Source organism: Hymenobacter sp. DG25A (genome assembly GCF_001280305.1).
Lineage (GTDB): Bacteria > Bacteroidota > Bacteroidia > Cytophagales > Hymenobacteraceae > Hymenobacter.
The window spans coordinates 116,926-136,871 of sequence record NZ_CP012623.1 but is presented as its reverse complement, the minus strand read 5'-3'; the positions used below and the strand labels follow the sequence as shown (position 1 = coordinate 136,871).

At 58.2% G+C, this 19,946-nt stretch carries 15 protein-coding genes; 9 read left to right on the top strand and 6 right to left on the bottom strand.

Annotation, left to right across the window (positions count from 1 at the left end; translation table 11 throughout):
- The first annotated feature begins 69 nt into the window (after nucleotides 1-69).
- The 4 genes from AM218_RS00515 to hpf all read left to right on the top strand — a co-directional run bounded on the left by AM218_RS00515 (nucleotide 70) and on the right by hpf (nucleotide 2,931).
- Complete coding sequence (locus AM218_RS00515) at nucleotides 70-1,209, top strand: acyl-CoA dehydrogenase family protein (protein ID WP_054410870.1); 1,140 nt, start codon at nucleotides 70-72, stop codon at nucleotides 1,207-1,209.
- Nucleotides 1,210-1,369: 160 nt separating this feature from the next.
- A complete protein-coding gene (gene rpsU, locus AM218_RS00510; protein ID WP_054415160.1) occupies nucleotides 1,370-1,567 on the top strand; it encodes a 30S ribosomal protein S21 in 198 nt (65 codons plus the stop codon).
- A 138-nt stretch (nucleotides 1,568-1,705) separates the two neighbouring features.
- Nucleotides 1,706-2,593 (top strand): tyrosine-type recombinase/integrase, encoded by an 888-nt coding sequence (locus tag AM218_RS00505; protein WP_054410867.1) that lies wholly within the window; start codon nucleotides 1,706-1,708, stop codon nucleotides 2,591-2,593.
- A gap of 38 nt (nucleotides 2,594-2,631) precedes the next feature.
- The gene (hpf, locus tag AM218_RS00500) at nucleotides 2,632-2,931 is read left to right on the top strand and encodes a ribosome hibernation-promoting factor, HPF/YfiA family (RefSeq protein WP_044515627.1); all 300 of its coding nucleotides are present in this window, start codon (nucleotides 2,632-2,634) and stop codon (nucleotides 2,929-2,931) included.
- An 82-nt stretch (nucleotides 2,932-3,013) separates the two neighbouring features.
- Here the strand turns inward: hpf and metK are convergent, their stop codons facing one another.
- Complete coding sequence (gene metK, locus AM218_RS00495) at nucleotides 3,014-4,276, bottom strand: methionine adenosyltransferase (protein ID WP_054410866.1); 1,263 nt, start codon at nucleotides 4,274-4,276, stop codon at nucleotides 3,014-3,016.
- Between the two features lie 248 nt (nucleotides 4,277-4,524).
- Between metK and AM218_RS00490 the strand changes: the two genes are divergently transcribed.
- Entirely contained in the window at nucleotides 4,525-5,964 is a 1,440-nt protein-coding gene (locus AM218_RS00490; protein WP_157547456.1) for a hypothetical protein, read from the top strand.
- A 78-nt stretch (nucleotides 5,965-6,042) separates the two neighbouring features.
- Here AM218_RS00490 and AM218_RS00485 read toward each other — a convergent pair whose 3' ends face one another.
- From AM218_RS00485 to AM218_RS00470, 4 genes are all read right to left on the bottom strand, one after another.
- Nucleotides 6,043-8,508, bottom strand: a complete 2,466-nt coding sequence (locus AM218_RS00485; RefSeq protein ID WP_054410862.1) for a S9 family peptidase — start codon at nucleotides 8,506-8,508, stop codon at nucleotides 6,043-6,045.
- Between the two features lie 115 nt (nucleotides 8,509-8,623).
- On the bottom strand, nucleotides 8,624-9,274 hold the full coding sequence (locus tag AM218_RS00480) for an HD domain-containing protein (protein ID WP_054410860.1): 651 nt from the start codon (nucleotides 9,272-9,274) through the stop codon (nucleotides 8,624-8,626).
- A 31-nt stretch (nucleotides 9,275-9,305) separates the two neighbouring features.
- Nucleotides 9,306-9,770: a GNAT family N-acetyltransferase gene (locus AM218_RS00475; protein ID WP_054415158.1), complete on the bottom strand. Its 465-nt coding sequence runs from the start codon at nucleotides 9,768-9,770 to the stop codon at nucleotides 9,306-9,308.
- 16 nt (nucleotides 9,771-9,786) lie between these two features.
- Entirely contained in the window at nucleotides 9,787-11,463 is a 1,677-nt protein-coding gene (locus AM218_RS00470; RefSeq protein ID WP_054410858.1) for an amidase, read from the bottom strand.
- 131 nt (nucleotides 11,464-11,594) lie between these two features.
- On the opposite strand from AM218_RS00470, the gene AM218_RS00465 reads away from it, so the two are divergent.
- Together AM218_RS00465 and AM218_RS00460 are read left to right on the top strand one after the other, a co-directional pair.
- Entirely contained in the window at nucleotides 11,595-12,992 is a 1,398-nt protein-coding gene (locus AM218_RS00465; protein ID WP_157547455.1) for a PQQ-dependent sugar dehydrogenase, read from the top strand.
- 96 nt (nucleotides 12,993-13,088) lie between these two features.
- A complete protein-coding gene (locus AM218_RS00460; protein WP_054410853.1) occupies nucleotides 13,089-14,759 on the top strand; it encodes a T9SS type B sorting domain-containing protein in 1,671 nt (556 codons plus the stop codon).
- A gap of 20 nt (nucleotides 14,760-14,779) precedes the next feature.
- Here AM218_RS00460 and AM218_RS00455 read toward each other — a convergent pair whose 3' ends face one another.
- Nucleotides 14,780-15,775 carry a cation diffusion facilitator family transporter gene (locus tag AM218_RS00455; RefSeq protein WP_054410852.1) on the bottom strand — a complete coding sequence of 332 codons (996 nt, stop codon included), beginning with the start codon at nucleotides 15,773-15,775 and terminating at the stop codon, nucleotides 14,780-14,782.
- Between the two features lie 159 nt (nucleotides 15,776-15,934).
- Here AM218_RS00455 and AM218_RS00450 point away from each other — a divergent pair, with 159 nt between their 5' ends.
- Nucleotides 15,935-17,293 (top strand): Nramp family divalent metal transporter, encoded by a 1,359-nt coding sequence (locus AM218_RS00450; protein ID WP_410471220.1) that lies wholly within the window; start codon nucleotides 15,935-15,937, stop codon nucleotides 17,291-17,293.
- A gap of 96 nt (nucleotides 17,294-17,389) precedes the next feature.
- A complete protein-coding gene (locus AM218_RS00445; RefSeq protein ID WP_082317990.1) occupies nucleotides 17,390-19,879 on the top strand; it encodes a TonB-dependent receptor in 2,490 nt (829 codons plus the stop codon).
- Nucleotides 19,880-19,946: the final 67 nt, after the last annotated feature.

Genomic DNA, 19,946 nt, shown 5'->3' with positions numbered 1-19,946 from the left:
CTACTTTCGCAAACCCAAAACCGGCCTTTTCCGGTTATCCCCTTAATTCCCACCCAAACAATTGACTACATGGAACTGGTAGCTACTGAAAACCAGACAATGATTGCCCAGATGGTGCGCGACTTTGGTGCCACACACATCAAGCCGAACATGATGAAGTGGGACGAAAGCCAGGAATTCCCGGTGGAAGTGTTTCACAAACTGGGTGAGCTAGGTCTGATGGGCGTACTGGTACCGCAGGAATACGGCGGATCCGGCTTTGGCTACACCGAGTACGTAACCGCCATTGCGGAGTTATCAAAAATTGATGGCAGCATTGGTTTATCCATGGCCGCGCATAACTCGCTGTGCACGGGCCACATTCTGCAGCATGCTTCCGAAGAGCAGAAACGGAAGTACCTACCCAAGCTGGCTTCCGGCGAATGGATTGGTGCCTGGGGCCTCACGGAGCCCAACACAGGTTCTGACGCCGGCAACATGCGCACCGTAGCCATCGAAGATGGAGACCATTACGTGCTGAACGGCGCCAAAAACTTTATTACCCACGGCAAAAGCGGCAATGTAGCCGTAGTCATTGCCCGGACGGGAGAAGTAGGCGACTCTCACGCCATGACGGCTTTCATTATTGAGCGGGGCACACCCGGCTTTGCAGCTGGCCGCAAGGAAGACAAGCTGGGCATGCGTGCCTCCGAAACTACCGAGCTCATCTTCACAGATTGCCGCGTCCCGAAGGAAAACGTTATTGGTAAAGTAGGCGACGGCTTCGTGCAGTCGCTGAAAGTATTGGACGGTGGCCGTATCAGCATTGCGGCCCTGAGCCTAGGTATTGCCCAGGGCGCCTATGAGGCCGCTCTGCAGTACTCCAAGGAGCGCTACCAGTTCAATCAGCCTATTTCCAGCTTCCAGGGTATTTCCTTTAAGCTGGCCGATATGGCTACCGAAATTGAAGCTGCCTCGCTGCTGACGTATCGCGCCGCCGATATGAAGGACCGGGGCCTGAACGTAAACCGTGAGTCGGCTATGGCAAAGCTGTATGCGTCTGAGGTATCGGTGCGCGTAGCTAATGAGGGCGTGCAGATCTTTGGTGGTTATGGCTATACCAAAGACTATCCGGCCGAAAAATACTATCGCGACGCCAAGCTGTGCACCATTGGTGAGGGCACTTCGGAGATTCAGAAACTCGTTATTGCCCGCACGCTCTTAAAGTAGAAACCTTGATTGGGCCAGGTTTTGCTGGATTTCACTGATTGGCACAGCCCTAGCGCAACGCACTGCTCAGGAAATTCTGTGGAATCATTTCAAATCATTGAAATCTCTGCTTATCTTTGCCCCCCTCAATCCAGGAATAGTTTTCAATCTCACTGAATATATGATCATCGTCCAAATCAAGGAGAACGAGTCGGTTGACCGTGCACTTAAGCGTTTTAAGAAGAAGTTTGAGCGCACCGGCGTGCTGAAAGAGCTGCGTCGCCGCACGTTCTTCCAGAAGCCTTCTATCACGAAGCGCAAGCAGAAGATTAAGGCTGCCTATAAGCAGACGATGTACGGCAACGAGGCAGCCAGCTAACTGCCCACGTTGAACGGAACATAAAAACCGTCTGATTTGCTCTCCGGGGCGAATCAGACGGTTTTTTCGCGTTCGTACTTTTCGAAATAATTCCATACATTGGTTGTCCGGCCCCTTTGGCTGGCAGTAGCCTGGCGTATGGAATTATTTTTTGACTATTTACGGTTCGAGCGACGCTTCAGTCCCCATACGCTGGTATCCTACCAAACGGACCTGCGGCAGTTTGCCGAGTACCTGCACACTATCTATGAGCTGGAAAAGCCAGCGCAGGCGGATCATACCCTGATCCGCTCGTGGATTGTGACCTTAATGGAGCAGCAGCGTGACCCGCGCACGGTAAACCGCAAAATTGCCTGCCTGCGCTCCTACTATAAGTTTTTACTGCGCACGGGAGTCATCAGCAAAAACCCGATGCTGCGCATCACCTCGCCCAAAGTGGGCAAGAAGCTCCCCGATTTCCTTCCGGAAGACTCGCTGAATGGCCTGCTCAATTCCTTTGCGTTTCCGGACACCTTTGTAGGTGTGCGCGACCAGCTGGTACTGGAGCTGCTCTACGGCACGGGCATCCGCCTGTCGGAGCTCCTCGGTATCCGGCACGATGACGTCAGCCTGCCGGCTCATACGGTGCGCGTAACCGGCAAAGGCAATAAGCAGCGCGTGGTTCCGCTCAACCCTACGCTCCTACAAGTACTGGAGCGCTATATAGCGTTAAAGCAACACGAATTTGGCAGCGGCGACAACGCCCGCGGCGTCCTGCTCGTTACCAATAAGCAAGAACCGCTCTATGAAAAGTTCGTGTATCGTACGGTAAAGCACTATTTGGGGCAGATTACTACGGCTTCCTCGCAGCAGCACCCGCACGTGCTGCGGCATTCCTTTGCTACGCATCTGCTGGGGAAAGGAGCCGACCTAAATGCTATTAAAGAGTTGCTGGGCCACGCCAATCTGGCGGCCACGCAGGTATACACCCACTTGTCTATTGATAAGCTGAAAGCGGTTTTTGAAAAGGCCCATCCAAAGGCCTGAGTTGTTTCCTTTTTTCTTACTCCCAAACCCCACAATCGATGAAAGTACAGACGCAATCGGTGCACTTTAACGCCGACCAGAAACTGCTCGATTTCATCCAGAAGCGCCTCGACAAGCTCGAAACCTTCTACGACCGTGTGACCGAAGGCGAAGTTATTCTGCGCCTGAATAACAAGGATGGTATTTCTAATAAGACCGTCGAAATCAAGGTTCACGTGCCGGGCACTACATTATTTGCCCAGGAAGATGCGGGTACGTTTGAAGCAGCCGCTGATGCTGCCGCTGATAGCCTGAAACGGCAGATTACCCGGTACAAGGACAAAATGGTGAGCCACTAGCCCACCCTTGCCATTTGGCCATAAAAAAAGCCCCGCCTGATAGCTCAGGCGGGGCTTTTCATTTGCTGAAGGACGGAGCTGATTACAGCCCGAACTCGGCTTTGATTTTATCCACGTAATCGAGCTTTTCCCAGGTAAAGGTTTCAAACGTCTTCACCTCACCATTGCTCATGGTTACCTGCTTGGTGCCGGGGCGGCGGCCCAAATGGCCATAAGCGGCGGTATCGCCAAAGATGGGGTTCTGCAGCCCAAAGCGCTGCACAATAGCGTAGGGGCGCATATCGAACAGCTTGTTCACCTTCTCGGCAATTTCACCATCGGTGAGGGGCTGGCCGTTGGCGCCTTTCACTTTGGTGGTGCCGTAAGTGGTAACATAAATCCCCACGGGCTGGGCTACCCCAATGGCGTAGGCCACCTGCACCAGTACCTGGTCGGCTACGCCGGCCGCCACCAGGTTTTTGGCAATGTGGCGGGTAGCGTAGGCCGCGGAGCGGTCTACTTTAGAAGAATCTTTGCCGGAGAAAGCCCCGCCGCCGTGGGCACCTTTGCCGCCGTAGGTATCCACAATAATTTTGCGACCGGTCAGACCGGTGTCGCCGTGCGGGCCACCAATAACGAACTTGCCGGTGGGGTTGATGTGGTAGGTAATCTGGTCGGTGAAGAGGCGCTGCACTTCCGCGCCGAGGCCGGCCTTTACGCGGGGAATGAGGATGTGGCGGATATCCTCCGATATCTGCTGCAGCATTTTCTCCTCCGAGGCATCAAACTCATCGTGCTGAGTGCTGACCACAATGGTTTCAATGGCCTCCGGGGTATTGTCGTCGGCGTAGCGGATGGTTACCTGCGACTTAGCATCGGGGCGCAGGTAGGTCATTTCCTGACCGGCTTTACGGATGCGGGCCAGCTCTTCCAGCAAGCGGTGCGAGAGGTCCAGGGCCAAGGGCATGTAGTTGGCCGTTTCGTTGGTGGCGTACCCGAACATCATGCCCTGGTCGCCGGCGCCCTGCTCTTCGTCTTTGGCGCGCTCTACCCCCTGGTTAATGTCCGGCGACTGCTCGTGCAGGCGGTTCATCACCTCGCAGGTGTCGGCGTTAAACAGGTATTCCGGCTTGTTGTAGCCAATGCGGCGGATTACTTCGCGGGCAATGGGCTCGGCGTCTACGTGCGCTTTGGATTTGATTTCGCCGGCTACCAGCACAAAATCCGTGGTAACGAGGGTTTCGCAGGCAACCTTGGACGCAGGGTCCTGACGCAAATACTCGTCAAGAATAGCATCGGAAATCTGGTCGGCTACTTTATCGGGATGACCTTCCGAAACGGACTCGGAAGTAAACAGGTACGACATCAGCTTATTAGATAGAAGTGCGCGAGAGGCCGGTAGCCCCTGCCCTGCCCAAAGCACTGCTGGGCGGGCCGCAAAGCTACGAGTTTTATGCAAGGCGGGAAGCATGTACAAACAGGGGAAACAACTGAGCTGCCATATTCCCTGCTTCTGACGGCCAGAGGCGGTTGTTTGCCGGTTATCATCTTACCTGATTATCCGTGTATCTTCCTGCCCTCATTCATTTCGCCTTCTTTATCACTTCTTTTCAAATGCTTCGGTACCGCTATTATTTAGCTTCTATCACCTTATTAGCCTTCGGCTTTTCGTTGCCCGGAGCCCGGGCCCAAACCTTTCAGCCGGGATATTTTGTACGGGCCGCGGGTGATACCGTGCGGGGAGAGCTGGAAAACGCCTACTGGCAAGATGCCCCCACCACTATCCGGTTCCGGCCCCAGGGACAAACAGATCTGCAAATTCTGCCTACCCACTCCTTGCCCGCATTTGGGCTAAGTGGGGTACGCCACTGGCGCACCCAATACCTGACGTATGACGCCGCCGCTGAAAGCAACCCCTCCTACCTGCAGACGGATGCACCGCGCACGCGCTTTGTAACCGATACGCTGGTAACCGAGGTGCTGGTACAAGGCCCTATCACCATTCTGGCGGCGTTCCGGGGCACTACCCCGCACTATTTTCTGCTGCGCGATGGGCAGAACCCACTGGAGCTGGTAGACCGCCGCTATCAGTACACCGGGCCGGACGGGCGCCACTACCTCAGCCGGGTAAACGATTACCGGGAGCAGCTCCGCGCCTTCCTGCCCACCTGCCCGGAGGTAGCCCCCCGCATCAGCAAATTGCCCTACGACGAGAAAGCCCTTATCCGGTTGGTGCAGCAATACAATACCACCTGCCTGGGCCAGCCAATGGTCGCTACGCCAACCACCGGGAACAAACCCAAAGGCCAGAACCGCGTGCGGCTGGATTGGGGCGTGCAGGCCGGCGCTGCGTACACCAACTCCACTGCCAAGGATGGCAAATTAGCCGACAACCTGTATGTATCAATAAACGGGCAGAAGCAGTATGAGGTGCTTCCATTAGAAAAGCGGTATCTGTCTAATGCCAACCTGGAGCAAGGCCTGCGCCCTATCGTGGGTCTCTATGCAGATGTTCTGTTTCCAGGTCGGCGCTTGGCCTTACACACCGAAGGCAGCTTCCGGAAAATGCGCGACTACCAGCAGGAGTTTGCTACTGGCCAGACGGGCTACCCAAGCAAGACCTATCGGCTGAGTGGCTCACAAACGAATCTTCAAATAGGCGTTCGGATGCTGCGGCCCCTGCCAACCGGGCAGTTTCTGGCGGGGCTGGGCCTGGCCATGAGCTTTAACGCCTTGAAGGAAAACGAAAGTGCCTACCCGGGCGCCACCAACCTCACGTACAACGGCACGCCCTTGCAGAGAAGCGTGCAGCTGGACTACCCGCATGAGCAGGTGGGCCTGTATGCGGAAGCCGGCTACCGGTGGCAGCGCCTGACCGCCACACTAAGCTGGCGATACCAGGAAGGCCTGTTGGATGACCGAACGGCTATTGAGTCGGTGGTGGTTGAAAAAACGACGAATGCACTCAACTTATACCGCACTAGAGAGTACAGCCTGCGCAGCCACCAAGCAGTCCTTAACCTTGCCTTCCGGCTGAATAAAAACACCGATTAAAAAGCCTGGTATAGACGAAAAAGCAAACACCCCGGCACCAGTTGGTGCCGGGGTGTTTTTGTAAGTAGGTCAATGAGTTTAGCGGCTGGTCTGGCCGGTGGTAGATGAGGCACCCACGGGCTTCAGATTCGTTTCAAACAGCTTTAGAATGCGTTTGTATTCATCCGTCCAGGAGCTGGGCTCTACAAAGCCGTGGTCTTCCATGGGGTATACAGCCAGTTCCCAGTTTTCCTTTTTCAGCTCGATGAGGCGTTGGGAAAGGCGCACAATATCTTGGAAGTGCACGTTGGTATCTACCATGCCGTGGCACATGAGCAGAGCGCCTTTCAGGCCAGCAGCATAGTAAATGGGCGAAGAGCGGACGTAGGCCAGGCTGTCGGAGTAGGGCTCATTCAGGATGTTATCCGTGTAGGCGTGGTTGTAGTGGGCCCAGTCGGTAACGGAGCGCAGGGCGGCCCCGGCTTTGAACACCTCGGGCTGGGTGAACATGGCCATCAGAGTAATGAAGCCCCCGTAGCTGCCGCCATAAATACCTATGCGCTGGGGGCTGACGCCGTATTTCTCCGCCAGCAGCTTGGCACCGTCTACTTGGTCCGTTAGGTCTTTGCCGCCCATATAGCGGTAAATGCCGGTGCGCACGTCGCGGCCGTAACCGGCGGAGCCCCGGTAGTCAATATCCAGCACGGTGTAGCCCTGGTCGGCCAGCAGGTTATGGAACATGTACTCCCGGAAATACTGGCTCCACCATTTATGAGCATTCTGGAGGTAGCCGGCCCCGTGCACAAAGACCACCGCCGGCCCATGGGCCTGCGGCGAAGCCGGTCGGTACAGCCGGGCATACACCTGCGCCCCATCCCGGGTGGGAATGGTAATGACCTCGGGGTCGCGCCAGGCGTAGCTTTCAAACTCTGGGGTGGTGGAGTGCGTGAGCTGGTGCATGGTGGCACCGGGTTTATTGGGCATTATATAGAGCTCCCAGGGCTTATTGGTGTAGCTGTAGCGCACGGCCAGGGTTTTCTCATCGGGCGAAAGGAAAATTTCGCTGGCCCCGGGGCGCGTGGTGAGCTGGGTAAGCGGGCCGCCCTGCACGGGCATGCGGTAGGCCTGCTGCTCGCCGGGCGCGGTTTTGTTGGCCGTGAGGTACCAGGTTTTCTTGTCGCGGCTCAGGCGGGCATTCTGGATTTCGAATTTCCCGCTGGTCAAAGCCTTTTTCCGGCCGCTGGCTACATCCACCGTGTAGAGGTGAGAATAGCCGGTTTCTTCGCTCTGAAACCAGATATGCTGATTATCCGGCAGCCAGCCTACGGCCCCGGCCTCGTAGCCAATGCCCGGGCCATTTATCCAGGCATCATCATGCTGACGGTCCAGCAGCTTGATTTTCTGGGTGGGCGCGTCCAGGGCTACAATCCAGCGGTCCTTGTTATCGGTGGAGCGAATGACCAGAAAGGCGTGCCGGCCATTCTCCGACCAGAAGGGCCCGTAGGGAATCACGCGGCGCAGCTCGGTGGCCGGTTTGTCTTTCTTGGTTTTGCTGGAATCGGCGGGTTGCGGGGCTTTGGCGGCCAGCTGGTATTCCTTGCGATAAGCGGGCTGCTCGTCCAGACCCTGCAGGTCGTGGTACCCTAATACAAAGGTGGTGTCGCGCCCAATGTCGTACAGGCCCAGCTCGTAGGCAGTTTGGGCCGAGCCCACTTTGGTGCGGGTTGATAAATCCTCGGTGAAGCCGGAGGTGGTTACGAAACTGGGCACCACCGCTACTTTGCTGCTGGCCGGTTCCTGGGCCAGGGTATAGGTCACAAAGCGGCCATCGGGGCTGAGCTGCAGGTTCTCTACGGTTTTGGTGCCGAGGTAAATGGCTTTGGGGCGCAGGCGGGCCAGGGCCTTCTGCTGCCGCTCGCGGGCTTTGGCGTCCTGTTCCCGTTGCTGCAGCACCTCAAACAAGGCCAGCTGCTGGGCTTTCAGAAATTTCTCCGATTTATCGGTAGGCTGGGCGCCGGGCGGCTTGTTCCCGCGGCGGAAGTCGGTGCGCTGGGTGGTTTCGCCGGTGGCGGGGTCCCAGGTAACCAGGTTGCCGTTGCGGGTGTAGCTCACCAGCCGGCCCTGCAGAGCAAAGCGCGGCTCCGATTCCCGCTCGGCCGTATTGGTAACACGGCGGCTTTGCATTGATTTCAGCTCCAGCAGGTAGATGTCTCCCTCCTTCTCATACACTTTGCGGGTGTAGTTTGAGTTATATAAGCCATTGGCTGCCGGCAGCTCGCGCTGCTCCCGCAAGCTTACTTTTTGGGGCGTGCCACCGCCGGGGGCTAATGAGTAGAGAGAATCGCGGCGGGCTTTTTCCGGGTTCCAGTTGAAATAAATGCGGCGGCCATTCTCACCCCAATACACATTACTAGGCGAGCTACCCAACCACTGGGCCGGGTCGCGCATGATCTTATCAACAGTAAGCGGGGCCAGCGGAGCCGTAGCTGGCGCGGCCGCCGATTGAGCTACTGCCCCGGAAACCGGAACCAGCCACAGTAGCTGCACGAAATAGAGAAAGCGCATGAGTAAAGAGAAAGAGGAATAAGAACTCGCGGAATAAGCGGCCAACAAGGACGGCACCGGAAGGTAGCGTGTTGCAGCCATTCCGAAATAGCAGGAGCAACTGCGAATGGGGAGCCTACAATCTACCCTGCTCCCACTTGGCTAGCTCCGCCTGCAGATTATGCCGGGCCGCAACTTCCAGCTGCTGATGAAAAAGAGCGGTGCGGTACAACGGTGCACTGGCCAGCAGCTTTTCCAGCACCTTCCGGCGGCCCGGGCGGTACAGCAAATCAGGCACCAGGCGGTATTCCTGGCGTACCTGCCGGGCATACTGCCAATAGTCTGCCTCCGGGGCGCCCAGAATCTGCAGGTCAGCGTCGAGGAAGAAATGCAGGTCGGTATCGTTGGGAGGCTGGGGCTGGCTATGGTCTTTGGTGCGCTCAATCAGAAACCCTACCCTTGCCTGCCGCTCCGCCGATAAGGAGGTATTCTCCAGGAAGTCCTTAGCCAGCTGAGCACTCCGGGCCTCATTATCGGAGCGCAGCGGGTTATACACGGCATCATGAAACCAGATAGCCAGCTCCACTACCGTGGCATCGTGCACCATATCCCGGTGCTCGTCCAGGGTTTTCAGCAGCCGACGAATGTGCTCGAGGGAATGATAATGCCTTTCCGGTGCTGCGTAAGCCCTTACAAGCTGGCGGTAAGCAGCTTCGCGAAAGGCTTCATCAGGAAGCAGCGAGCTGGTAAGCTGATGCCAGCGGGCTTCCAGGGAAGTAGGAGTCATAGTAGAAGGCAAAGCACTGCTATTGAGTTGCTCAGTTAGCGGTTTCGACCCCGTACGGATTATGCTGCCTGATTTCCAGAAACCGGTCTGGGGCGGCCAGTGGGGCAAAGCCAAACTGCGTGTACAGCCCGTGCGCGTCCAAAGTGGCTAGTATCCGGCGGCGCAGGCCCTGCAGCTCCGGGTGCGCCCACACTACTTCCATCAGCCATTTGGAAAGCCCCTGCTCCCGGAATTCCGGCAGCACGAAAACATCACACAGCCAGGCAAAGGTGGCGTAGTCGGTGATGATGCGGGCAAACCCGGCCAGCCGGCCATCAGAGGCATACAGGCCAAAGTTGAGGGAGTTGGCTATGGCCCGCTCCACGGTAGCGTATGGAATGCCCTTGGCCCAGTAAGAATCCTCGCTCAGGTAGCGGTGAATGGCTTTTACATCCAGCTGCGAGGCGGCGGTGCTGATGGTAAAGCCGGATGGAAGTTGGGCCTGGTGAGGAGTCACGCGGGAGGGGTAAAAATTAAAAAGTAAGAGGCGGATGCTTTTCATCGAAGTCCGTGGCATCCTGATAGGCTTTCACCAGGGCCAGCAGGCGGGCCTCGCCGTAGAGCGGCGCACAGAACGTAATGCTGGTCGGCAGTCCATTGCCATTAAAGCCATTAGGCACGGCCACGGCCGGGTGCCCGGTGAGATTGGTGAGAATGAGGTTGGCGCCCGCAAACGAAGGAGCTAGGTAGGCATCCAGCCCCACCAGGCGCTTGTCCATTTCTTCAATGAGGAGGGTGCGCACGCGCTGGGCCTGCAGGTACTCCACGGCCGGAATAAACCGCGACGAGCGGAAAATACTGGGCCAGGCATCGCGGCTTTGCTGCACCATCAGGCGGTCCTGGCCGGAGCGCGTGAGCTCATCAAACGCCGCCGCCGACTCCGCCGTGAGCCCGAACGTGAGGTCTACGGCGGGCAAATCCGGCAGCTCCAAGGGCACCAGCTCTACACCCAGCTGGCGCAGCACCGTAAGCGTGGCCTGGTCGTGGGCCTGGTTGGAGTAGAGCTGGGCAAAATCGGTCTTCAGATAACCAACGCGCAGCTTTTTCACGCTGCTCTCAAAAGCATACTGAAAGCCGGCTGGGGCCAGCAAGGTAGCCGGGTCGCGCGGGTCAGGCCCGGTGAGGGCGCCCAGCACGGTGGCGCAATCTTCGGCTGAGCGGGCAATGGGACCGGGCTTGTCCATGGTCCAGCTCAGGGCCATGGCGCCGTAGCGGCTGATGCGCCCAAACGAAGGGCGCAGCCCCGTAACCCCGCAGGCGGTGCTGGGGCTTATAATAGAACCCAGGGTTTCGGTGCCAATGGCAAACGGCACCAGCCCGGCCGATACAGCGGCGGCCGAGCCGGCCGAGGAGCCGCTGGAACCTCTGGTGATATCCCAGGGGGTGCGGGTTTTGCCCCCGTACCATACGTCGCCCATGGCCAGCTCGCCCAGGGTGAATTTGGCTACCAGCACCGCGCCCGCCTCCTGCAGCCGGGTAACCACGGCCGCATCCTCATTCAGCAGCTGTTCTTTATAAGGCACCGAGCCCCAGGTAGTGCGGTAGGTTTTGGTGCTGAACAAGTCCTTAATGCCGTAAGGCACGCCGTGCAGCGGGCCCCGGTAGCGCCCGCGCCTTATTTCGGCATCGGCGGCGCGGGCCTGCTGCAGGGCCAGCTCATCGGTGAACGTGGTAACGCAGAATAGCTGTTGGTTGTAGCGCTTGAGGCGAGCCAGGAAGAAAGTGGTTAGCGCTTCGGAAGTGATTTGGCGGGTGCGGAGCAGCTCACCCAACTGGCGCACGGAGTAATAGGCCAGCTCGTCGCGGTTGGCGGGGAGCACCACTTTGCCCATTTTCAGCAGCCGGCGGAAGTCCGTGGGCGGGGCCGAGGGAGTGGTGCGCAGGCGTAAAGGCCGGGGGTCGAAGCCGACGGCCGGGATGACGCCATTGGGCAGCTCTACCTGACGCAGGGCCAGATAGTTGTTCCGATAGTCCACCAGGTCGCGGCAGGCCGAGTCCAGCTGCGCATCCGGGAAGTTCAGCCCCATCAGCTGCTGGGCAGCCCGCACCATGGGTACGGTAATATCCGGCAACTCAGAGGGGCGCGGCAGCATGGCGCCGGCTACTAAACCAATAACGCCCATGAGCAAGGCGGGCAACAGCTTCTTCATCAGCGTGAATATACTGACAAGCAAGCACCCCGCGCGCAAAGTATTACGAATTGGCCGGGGTGCTTCCTTGCCTGAAAGTGTTAACTTACTACTTAACCAAGTGCTATTTATTCATCTTTTCTTATATCCCGATGAAAAGCTTCGTTCTCCTTGGTTGGCTGTGGCTGGTGGCGGGGGTGGCCGTAGCCCAGCCTACCACCGTGCCAGTGGGCAACACCACGGTTACAGTAACATCGTTGGCCACCAAACTGGATACTCCCTGGGAGCTGCTTTGGGGGCCCGATAACTTTCTCTGGATGACGGAGCGCCCTGGCCGCATCAGCCACATCAACCCGGCTACGGGGCAGGTATTGCCACTCTTAACCGTGCCCGATGTAGCCGAGGAAGGCGAAGGAGGCTTACTGGGCATGGCCCTGCACCCGGACTTTGCCACCTCGCCCTACGTGTATGTGGTGTACACTTACACGGCCGGCAGTCAGCTGCGGGAAAAGCTGGTGCGCTACACGTATTCCGGCGGCTCGCTTGGCTCGCCGGTCATTCTACTTTCCGACATACCAGCCGCCCGCATTCATAGCGGCTCCCGCCTGCTGTTCCTGCCCGACGGCACTTTGCTGATGTCGACGGGGGATGCCGCCAACCAAAGCAACCCGCAGGACGCCGCCAGCCTGAACGGCAAGATTCTGCGGCTGGCCGCGGACGGCAGCATACCCGCCAGCAACCCGCAGCCCAGCAAGTACCTCTACACCCTGGGCCACCGCAACCCGCAGGGCCTGGCACTGGGGCCTAACGGCCGCATCTACAGCTCGGAACACGGCCCCGATTCCAATGATGAGATTAACCTGATAGAAGCGGGCCGCAACTACGGCTGGCCTACAGTGAAGGGATTTTGTGACGAGCCCGCGGAAAAAGCCTTTTGCACCGAGAAAAACGTGAAAGAGCCCCTGTTTGCCTGGACGCCCACGCTGGCCGTATCGGGGCTGGCTTATTATAACCACCCGGCTATTCCGGAGTGGCGCAACTCTTTGCTGCTGAATAGCCTGAAAGCCGGCCAGCTGCTTCAGCTGCCTTTGCAGACCGATGGTACCAGCCTGAAAAGCGCGCCGGTCCTGATTCTCAACCGGCAGTTTGGGCGCCTGCGGGCTATTTGCGTGGCGCCGGATGGCCGCGTGTTTCTGGGCACCAGCAACCGGGACGGCTCCGGCGCGGGCAATGCGAATGACGACCAGATTCTGATGCTGCAAAACAAGGCATACGCGCCTACTGCCACTGTTGCGGCCACGGCGCCCCTGGTGGTTACCGTGTGGCCTAACCCTGCTACCAATCAGATAAAGTTGCAGTTGTCGGCTCCCTTGCCGGTGGTAGCGGGAGTTACGGTACACGATGCGCTAGGGCGGCAAGTGGGTCAGGCTACGCTGGCAGCTGGCCAGGCGCATGCGGTGCTACCATTACGCAACCTACGAGCTGGTTGGTACACGCTGCGGATACAAGGGCCGCAGCAGGAATCTGTGGTGCGATTCACTATTAAATAGCCCGCTGCGTGGGGTGCTTATCTTCCGCTGCTTCTCCTGTACTTTTGGTCTTCTGACTTTTGGGATTCAGGGCAATTACGAATCATCAGCGGCTATATGGGTAAAGCGTTACACGCATCAGGTAAATTATGGCTGCTTCTGATTCTGGTCCTGCTCCCTCAGGCCCTGCGCGCCTCGCACGCCCAGGGCGGACAGCTCACCTATGAGGCCCTCGGCAACCATGAGTACCGCATTACGTGCCGCTTTTTCCGGGACTGCTCCGGCGAGAAGCTACCGGATGAAGTCCGGCTGGACTACCGTGCCAGCGGCACCGGCTGCGTGGACCTGGACCCACTGAGCGGCTATCTGATGATACCCCGGATTGGCGCAGTTACGCTGGGCGACCCCTATTGCACAGCCCTGGGCAGCCAGCCTCCCTGCGGCCCCCGCAAGGCCACCAACTACCAAACGGCGCAGTACCAGACTACCCTTACCCTCCCCCCCAATGAGGAGTGGCGCTTGTTTGTAACCATTGCTTCCCGGCCGGAAGTAGCTAACCTGCCCGGCGACTTCACAGATGTGGAGCCGCTGCACTTTGAAGCTATTCTGCGGACGCTGGTAGGAACTGAGGAGTTGCAGAATACCTCCCCTCAGTTTCTGGAGCAGGATATTCCGGTGCCTTTTGTGTGCTGGCGCCAGCCCACCACGCTCACCTTCTCGGCTACTGAGCCCGACGGCGACTCCCTGGTGTATGATCTGGCCGACCCCATGAATGGCTGCAGCGAGACGCTGGGCTGGGGCACGTATCCTGGAAGCATCGACGATACCAACCCGCAGTGCCGGGTAATTGACCCCGGAGGAAAGTTTTCGGCCCGCTTCCCCATTCCCTCCTTCAAGCCTGGTACCTGCGCCGGCGGCAATACCCTGGCTGTTCCCGACTTCCGCATCAACGATTTTAACCGGAGCGTTACCTTCCGGCCCGCGCTGTTTACCACTGGGACCGAAACGGCCGAGCAGGCGCAGAATAAGTACGTGATGGTGGTGCAGATTAAAGAATACCGCTATCTGCAGAAGCAGTGGATGCTTATTGGCTCCGTGCGGCGCGACATGCTGGTGATTGTGATGGACTGCCAGGAAAACCGGGTGCCCAACCCGCCACTGGTTACCGCTCCCCCGGCCGCGGATGTCCGCATCTTCAACACCGATTCTACCCTGATAGAGGTGCCGGCCGGCCGCCTGACCACGGCGCGCATTGATTTTACCGACCCCAACCCCACCGACCAGCTTACGGTAACTATGCCTGAGCTGGCCCCCGCCTCCCCCACCATCCTGAACCCCGTGCTGCTGCCCCCGGCCGTGGGCAGCCTGATGCTTTCTGATAACAATACCAGCCACCCCATTGGGCAGCTCCGGCTGCAGCCCGATGCTAATTATATCGGCCAGACGTTCCGGATTCCGTTGCGCATCGAGGACAACGCCTGCCCGACCAAGGCCGTGCAGAACCGGGTGGTAGTGGTGCGCGTGGTGCCCGCTGTAGTGCCTAAGCCTTTCGGCCTGTACAACATCTTCACGCCCAACGGCGACGCGAAGAATGACGTGTTCATCTTCGACAGCCTGCCCGACGACTGCCAACTGCAGATTTTCAACCGCTGGGGCCGTTTAGTGCGGCAGTACCGCCGCTACCAGAACAACTGGAACGGTGACGGGCAGCCGAGCGGGCTCTACTATTACATTCTGACGCCGCCTACCGGCCCGGCTACCAAAGGCTGGGTGCAGTTGATCAGGTAAGCGCCTAAGCCCGGAAAGAGCTAGCTGGCCTCCTGCTCCAGGCGGTGCCGCTCATTTTTCACCACGTTGGAAATCACCCAGGGAATTTCCCGGTCGAAGGCATGCTGGCGCACGGGGCAGTCGGGCATGCGGCAATGGGAGCAGGCGGCAAAGGTGCAGGGGTCGGGGTGCACAAACATTTCCACTTCCACATCAAAGCGGCTGCGCACCACCTGCTCAATGTTATGCAGCTCGGTGTGGGTTTCTTCCAGGCTGAAGTAGTAGGGCAGCGTGAAGTGGCAGTCGATGTGCAGGTTGGAGCCGTAGCGCAGCACCCGGAGGTTGTGTACATCTATCCAGGCGGGCTGCCGGTGCGCGCTGAGCTCGGAAATAACCTGCTCCACCGTCGTCACATCCGACTCATCCATCAGGCCCGATACCGAGCGGCGCACCATGCGGTAGCCGTTCACCACAATGATGACGCCCAGGATCAGGGCCGCAATGGAGTCGAAAAGGACATTATCAGTGAGCACTACCAGCAGCAGGGCTACCACCGAAACCAGGGTACTCACGGAGTCAAGGTACAGATGCTGCCCATCGCCAATTAAGGCCACCGAATGGTGCTTCTTTCCGGCCCGAATCAGCAAGAAGCCCACGCCCAGGTTCACCACGGCCGTGAAGCTCAGTAGCGCCATGCCCCAGTCGGGTCGGGCCAGGGTGTGCGGGTGCATCAGGCTCTGAATGGCCGAATGGAAAATGTAGAAGCCGGCCGATAAAATCAGCGCCCCTTCAAAGCCAATAGACAGATATTCAATCTTGCCGTGGCCGTAGGGGTGGTTTTCGTCTTTGGGCAGACTGGCCAGGTAGATGCTATAAAGCGCAAAGCCACTGGTAGCCACATTTATGATGGACTCCAGCGCATCGGTCAGTACGGCCTGCGAGCGGGTCAGGAAGTAGGCGTAGAACTTCACCCCCACCAGCACCAGGCTCACCACCAGGGAGAGAAGACCAAACCGCAATTTAACCGACGACAACATAGAGCAGGAAAAGAGAGATGCAGCACAAAAGTCCGGAAAGAAACCCGGGCCCTAAAACATTTTGCTGAAATCAGAGTATTTACACCGGCTTAAAAATATTTTTAGATAGACCTAAAAAAGCCGTTCTTTGTGGAAACTTGTTCCTCTGCTAAAATGCCCGTGACTACTCTTCCACCCGCTCCGCCTCAGGATGCGCCCCCGGCCGGGTGGCGAAGGGCCCGGCGTGTGCCTTCCCTGGTGGAGGTATTTGCCACCATTAAAGTGCCGCCGGCCAGCGCCTCGTTCTGGCGCAAGCTCCTGGCTTTCTGGGGCCCGGGCCTCATGGTGGCCGTGGGCTACATGGACCCCGGCAACTGGGCTACGGACCTGGCCGGCGGCTCCCGTTACGGCTATACGCTGCTTTCCGTTATTCTGATTTCGAACCTGTTTGCCATGCTGCTTCAGCACCTGGCAGCCAAGCTCGGCATTGTAACCGGCCGCGACCTGGCCCAGGCCTGCCGAGACCATTACTCCAAACCCGTGGCCATGGTGCTGTGGGTGTTCTGCGAAATTGCCATTGCCGCCTGCGACCTGGCCGAGGTCATCGGTTCCGCTATTGCCCTGAATCTGCTGTTTGGCCTGCCCCTGGCCTGGGGCGTGGTGCTGACTATACTGGATGTGCTGGTGGTACTGATGCTGCAAAGCCGCGGGTTCCGGGTGCTGGAAAGCATTATCGGGGGCCTGATTGTGCTGATCTTCGGCTGCTTCGTCTACGAAATCATTGTTTCCCACCCCGACTACTTTGCCCTGATACAGGGCCTGGTGCCCCGGCCGGAAATTGTGACCAACCCGCAAATGCTGTACGTGGCCATTGGTATTCTGGGCGCTACCGTAATGCCGCACAACCTGTACCTGCACTCCAGCATTGTGCAGACGCGGGCCATTGAGCAGACCGACGAAGGCAAGCGCATGGCCATCAAGTTTTCTACCATTGACTCCACGCTGGCGCTGTTTCTGGCCTTTTTCGTGAATGCCGCTATCCTGATTATGGCGGCCGCGGCCTTTCACAGTTCGGGCCGGCAGAACGTAGCCGATATCAACGAAGCCCACAAGCTGCTGGCGCCGGTATTGGGCGCCGGGGCCGCCAGCATTGTGTTTGCGGTAGCCCTGCTGGCCTCGGGCCAGAACTCTACCCTAACGGGTACCCTGGCCGGCCAGATTGTAATGGAAGGCTTCCTGGATCTGCGGTTGAAACCCTGGATGCGCCGCCTCATTACCCGCAGCATTGCGGTGGTGCCGGCCCTGGTAGTTACGCTGATGTACGGGGAGAAAGGTACCGGCGAGCTGCTGGTCCTTAGCCAGGTTATTCTCTCCTTCCAGCTCAGCTTTGCCGTTATTCCGCTGGTGCTGTTCACGGGCAGCAAGGCCAAAATGGGCATTTTCGTTAACCGCCCCATGGTGCAAATCACGGCCTGGATTGTCTCCGGCATTATTGTGCTGCTGAACGTGTATCTGCTGGTTCAAACATTCTGGGGCTAGCCTACTGAGCGCAACGACCTGCAAAGGCGTTGCGCTTTTTTGCGGCAATACTTTTAGACAAGTCTAAAAATAATTTTAAACGCAGCTTAAAAAGCCATGAATAAACCATCTACTCTGCGTTTGATCCTGGCGCTGACTTTTAGCCTTCTGCTCGGCTTCTCCTTTGAGGCTGCTGCTCAAACCGGCACAGTACAGGGCCGTGTAACCGCTGCCGGCCGGCCGCTGGAGCTGGTGAGTGTGGCGTTGGTGGGCACTAGTACAGGCACCAACACTAACCGCGCCGGCGAGTATGCGCTACGGGCGGCGCCGGGGACTTATGAGTTGGTGTTTTCCTTTCTGGGCTATACTACCCGAAAAGTGACGACCACCATCCGGCCTGACCAGGTAACCACAGTGAACATCGTGCTGCAGACTACAGCCACCAGCTTGCAGGAAGTAGTGGTAACGGGCGTTTCGCGGGCCACCGAACTCCGGAAAAGCCCGGTGCCCGTGGCCGTTCTGAACCGTCGTGAAATCAATCTGAATAACAACGGCAACATAATTGACGCGGCCGTGAAAGGGGTGCCGGGTCTGAATGCCGTAACCACGGGGCCCAATATCTCCAAGCCTTTTATCCGTGGGTTGGGTTACAACCGGGTGCTGACGCTCTACAATGGTCTGCGGCAGGAAGGCCAGCAGTGGGGCGATGAGCACGGCATCGAAATTGACCAGTATGATATTGACCGGATTGAAGTAGTGAAGGGGCCGGCCAGCCTGATTTATGGCTCCGACGCTGTAGCCGGTGTGATAAACATGCTCCCGCGCCTGCCCAACGGCCGGGCGGGCAAGCTGCAGGGGGAGGCCCTCACCGAGTATCAGACGAATAACAACCTCATAGGCACCTCTCTGGGGCTAAACTACAACCAGCGCGGCTGGCAGTTTGCCACGCGGGGCTCCTACCGGCTGGCGCAGGCGTACCGCAACGCCCTGGATGGCCGCGTGTATGGCACTGCCTACCGGGAGCTGAACCTGACCACTATGGCTGGCCTGGAAAAAGCCTGGGGCTCCTCCCACCTCTACGCCACACTCTACAACAACCTTCAGGAAATCCCCGACGGCAGCCGCGATTCGCTGACGCGCCGCTTTACCCGGCAGATTTTCGACGGAAGTCAGGACAACATCAAAAACCGCCCGGTAGTCCCTTCCAATGAGCTGGCTACCTACCGCATCAACCCGCTGCACCAGCATATTCAGCACTACCGGCTACTCAACCGCACCCGCGTACGGGTAGGCACCGGTGAGATAAATGCGCTGGTAGGCGTGCAGCAAAACCTGCGCCGTGAGTACAACCACCCCACTGCCCCGCAACAGGCCGGTTTGTCTGTTGCCCTCACCACGTATAATTACGACGTGCGCTACGCGGCTCCCGCCTGGCAGGAAATAGAAGCCACCCTGGGGCTGAACGGCATGTATCAGGACAATACCAACCGGGATGCCACGGACTTCCCGATTCCGGATTATACCCTCTTTGACGTGGGCGGCTATGTATTTCTGAAACGAAGCTTCGGCAAGCTGGACCTTTCCAGCGGGCTGCGTTATGATACCCGCACGCTGCAATGGCCAGACTTCTTCGTGGAAACCAACCCCGCCACCGGCTTTGCCCGCAAGGGCAGCGCCACAACTGCGGGCGGCCTGCCTCCCCAATTTGCAGCTTTCCGCACCCGCTACCGGGGCCTTTCGGCCAGTGTGGGGGCGTTGTATAATCTATCAGATAAGCTCCTGCTGCGCGCCAATGTGGCGCGGGGCTACCGGGCACCCAATATCACGGAAGTGGGGTCCAACGGACTCGACCCCGGAGCCCACATTGTATATCTGGGCAACCGCAGCTTTCGGCCGGAGTTCAGCCTGCAGGAAGACATCGGCTTGAGCGCCTACCTGCGCGATGCTGAGGTAAGTGTGAGCGTGTTCAACAACCATATTGAGAACTATATCTACCAGGCCCGCCTGAACGGACCCGACGGCCAGCCGGTCGTTATTGTGCCGGGTAACGTTACCTACCAGTACCAGCAGGGCCGGGCGCAGTTATATGGGGCAGAAGCTACGGTAAACCTGCATCCGCAGGGTGTGCCGGGCCTGGAACTCAATAATAGCCTGTCCTATGTAACAGGCCTCAACAAAGAGCCCGCACTACTGGAAGCCAACGGCGCGGCGGCCAAGTACCTGCCGTTTATTCCGCCGCTGCGTACCCGCTCTGAAGTGCGCTTTACCAGTGCGCAGGCGGTAGGGGCACTTACGCAGTGCTATGTGAGGGCTGTATTGGATTATAATGCCGCGCAAAGCCGCTTCTATGCCCTGGACAATACCGAAACCCGCACAGCTGGTTATGCCCTGCTGGGCCTGGGCGCAGGCACCACCCTCACCGCCGGACCGCAGCAGCGCGAGTGGTGCCAGCTGTTCGTGCAGCTCGACAATGTGTTCAATACTAGTTATCAGTCACACCTGAATCGGTTAAAGTACTTTGAGTACTACACAGCCTCGCCCAACGGCCGTAGCGGAATTTATAATATGGGCCGCAACCTGAGTGTGAAGGTTACAGTGCCTTTTTAGGATGATGAGACGATTGTTAATCTTGCCAGGTATAGCTGTTGAATAGCCTACACGCAAAAGGAGCAGG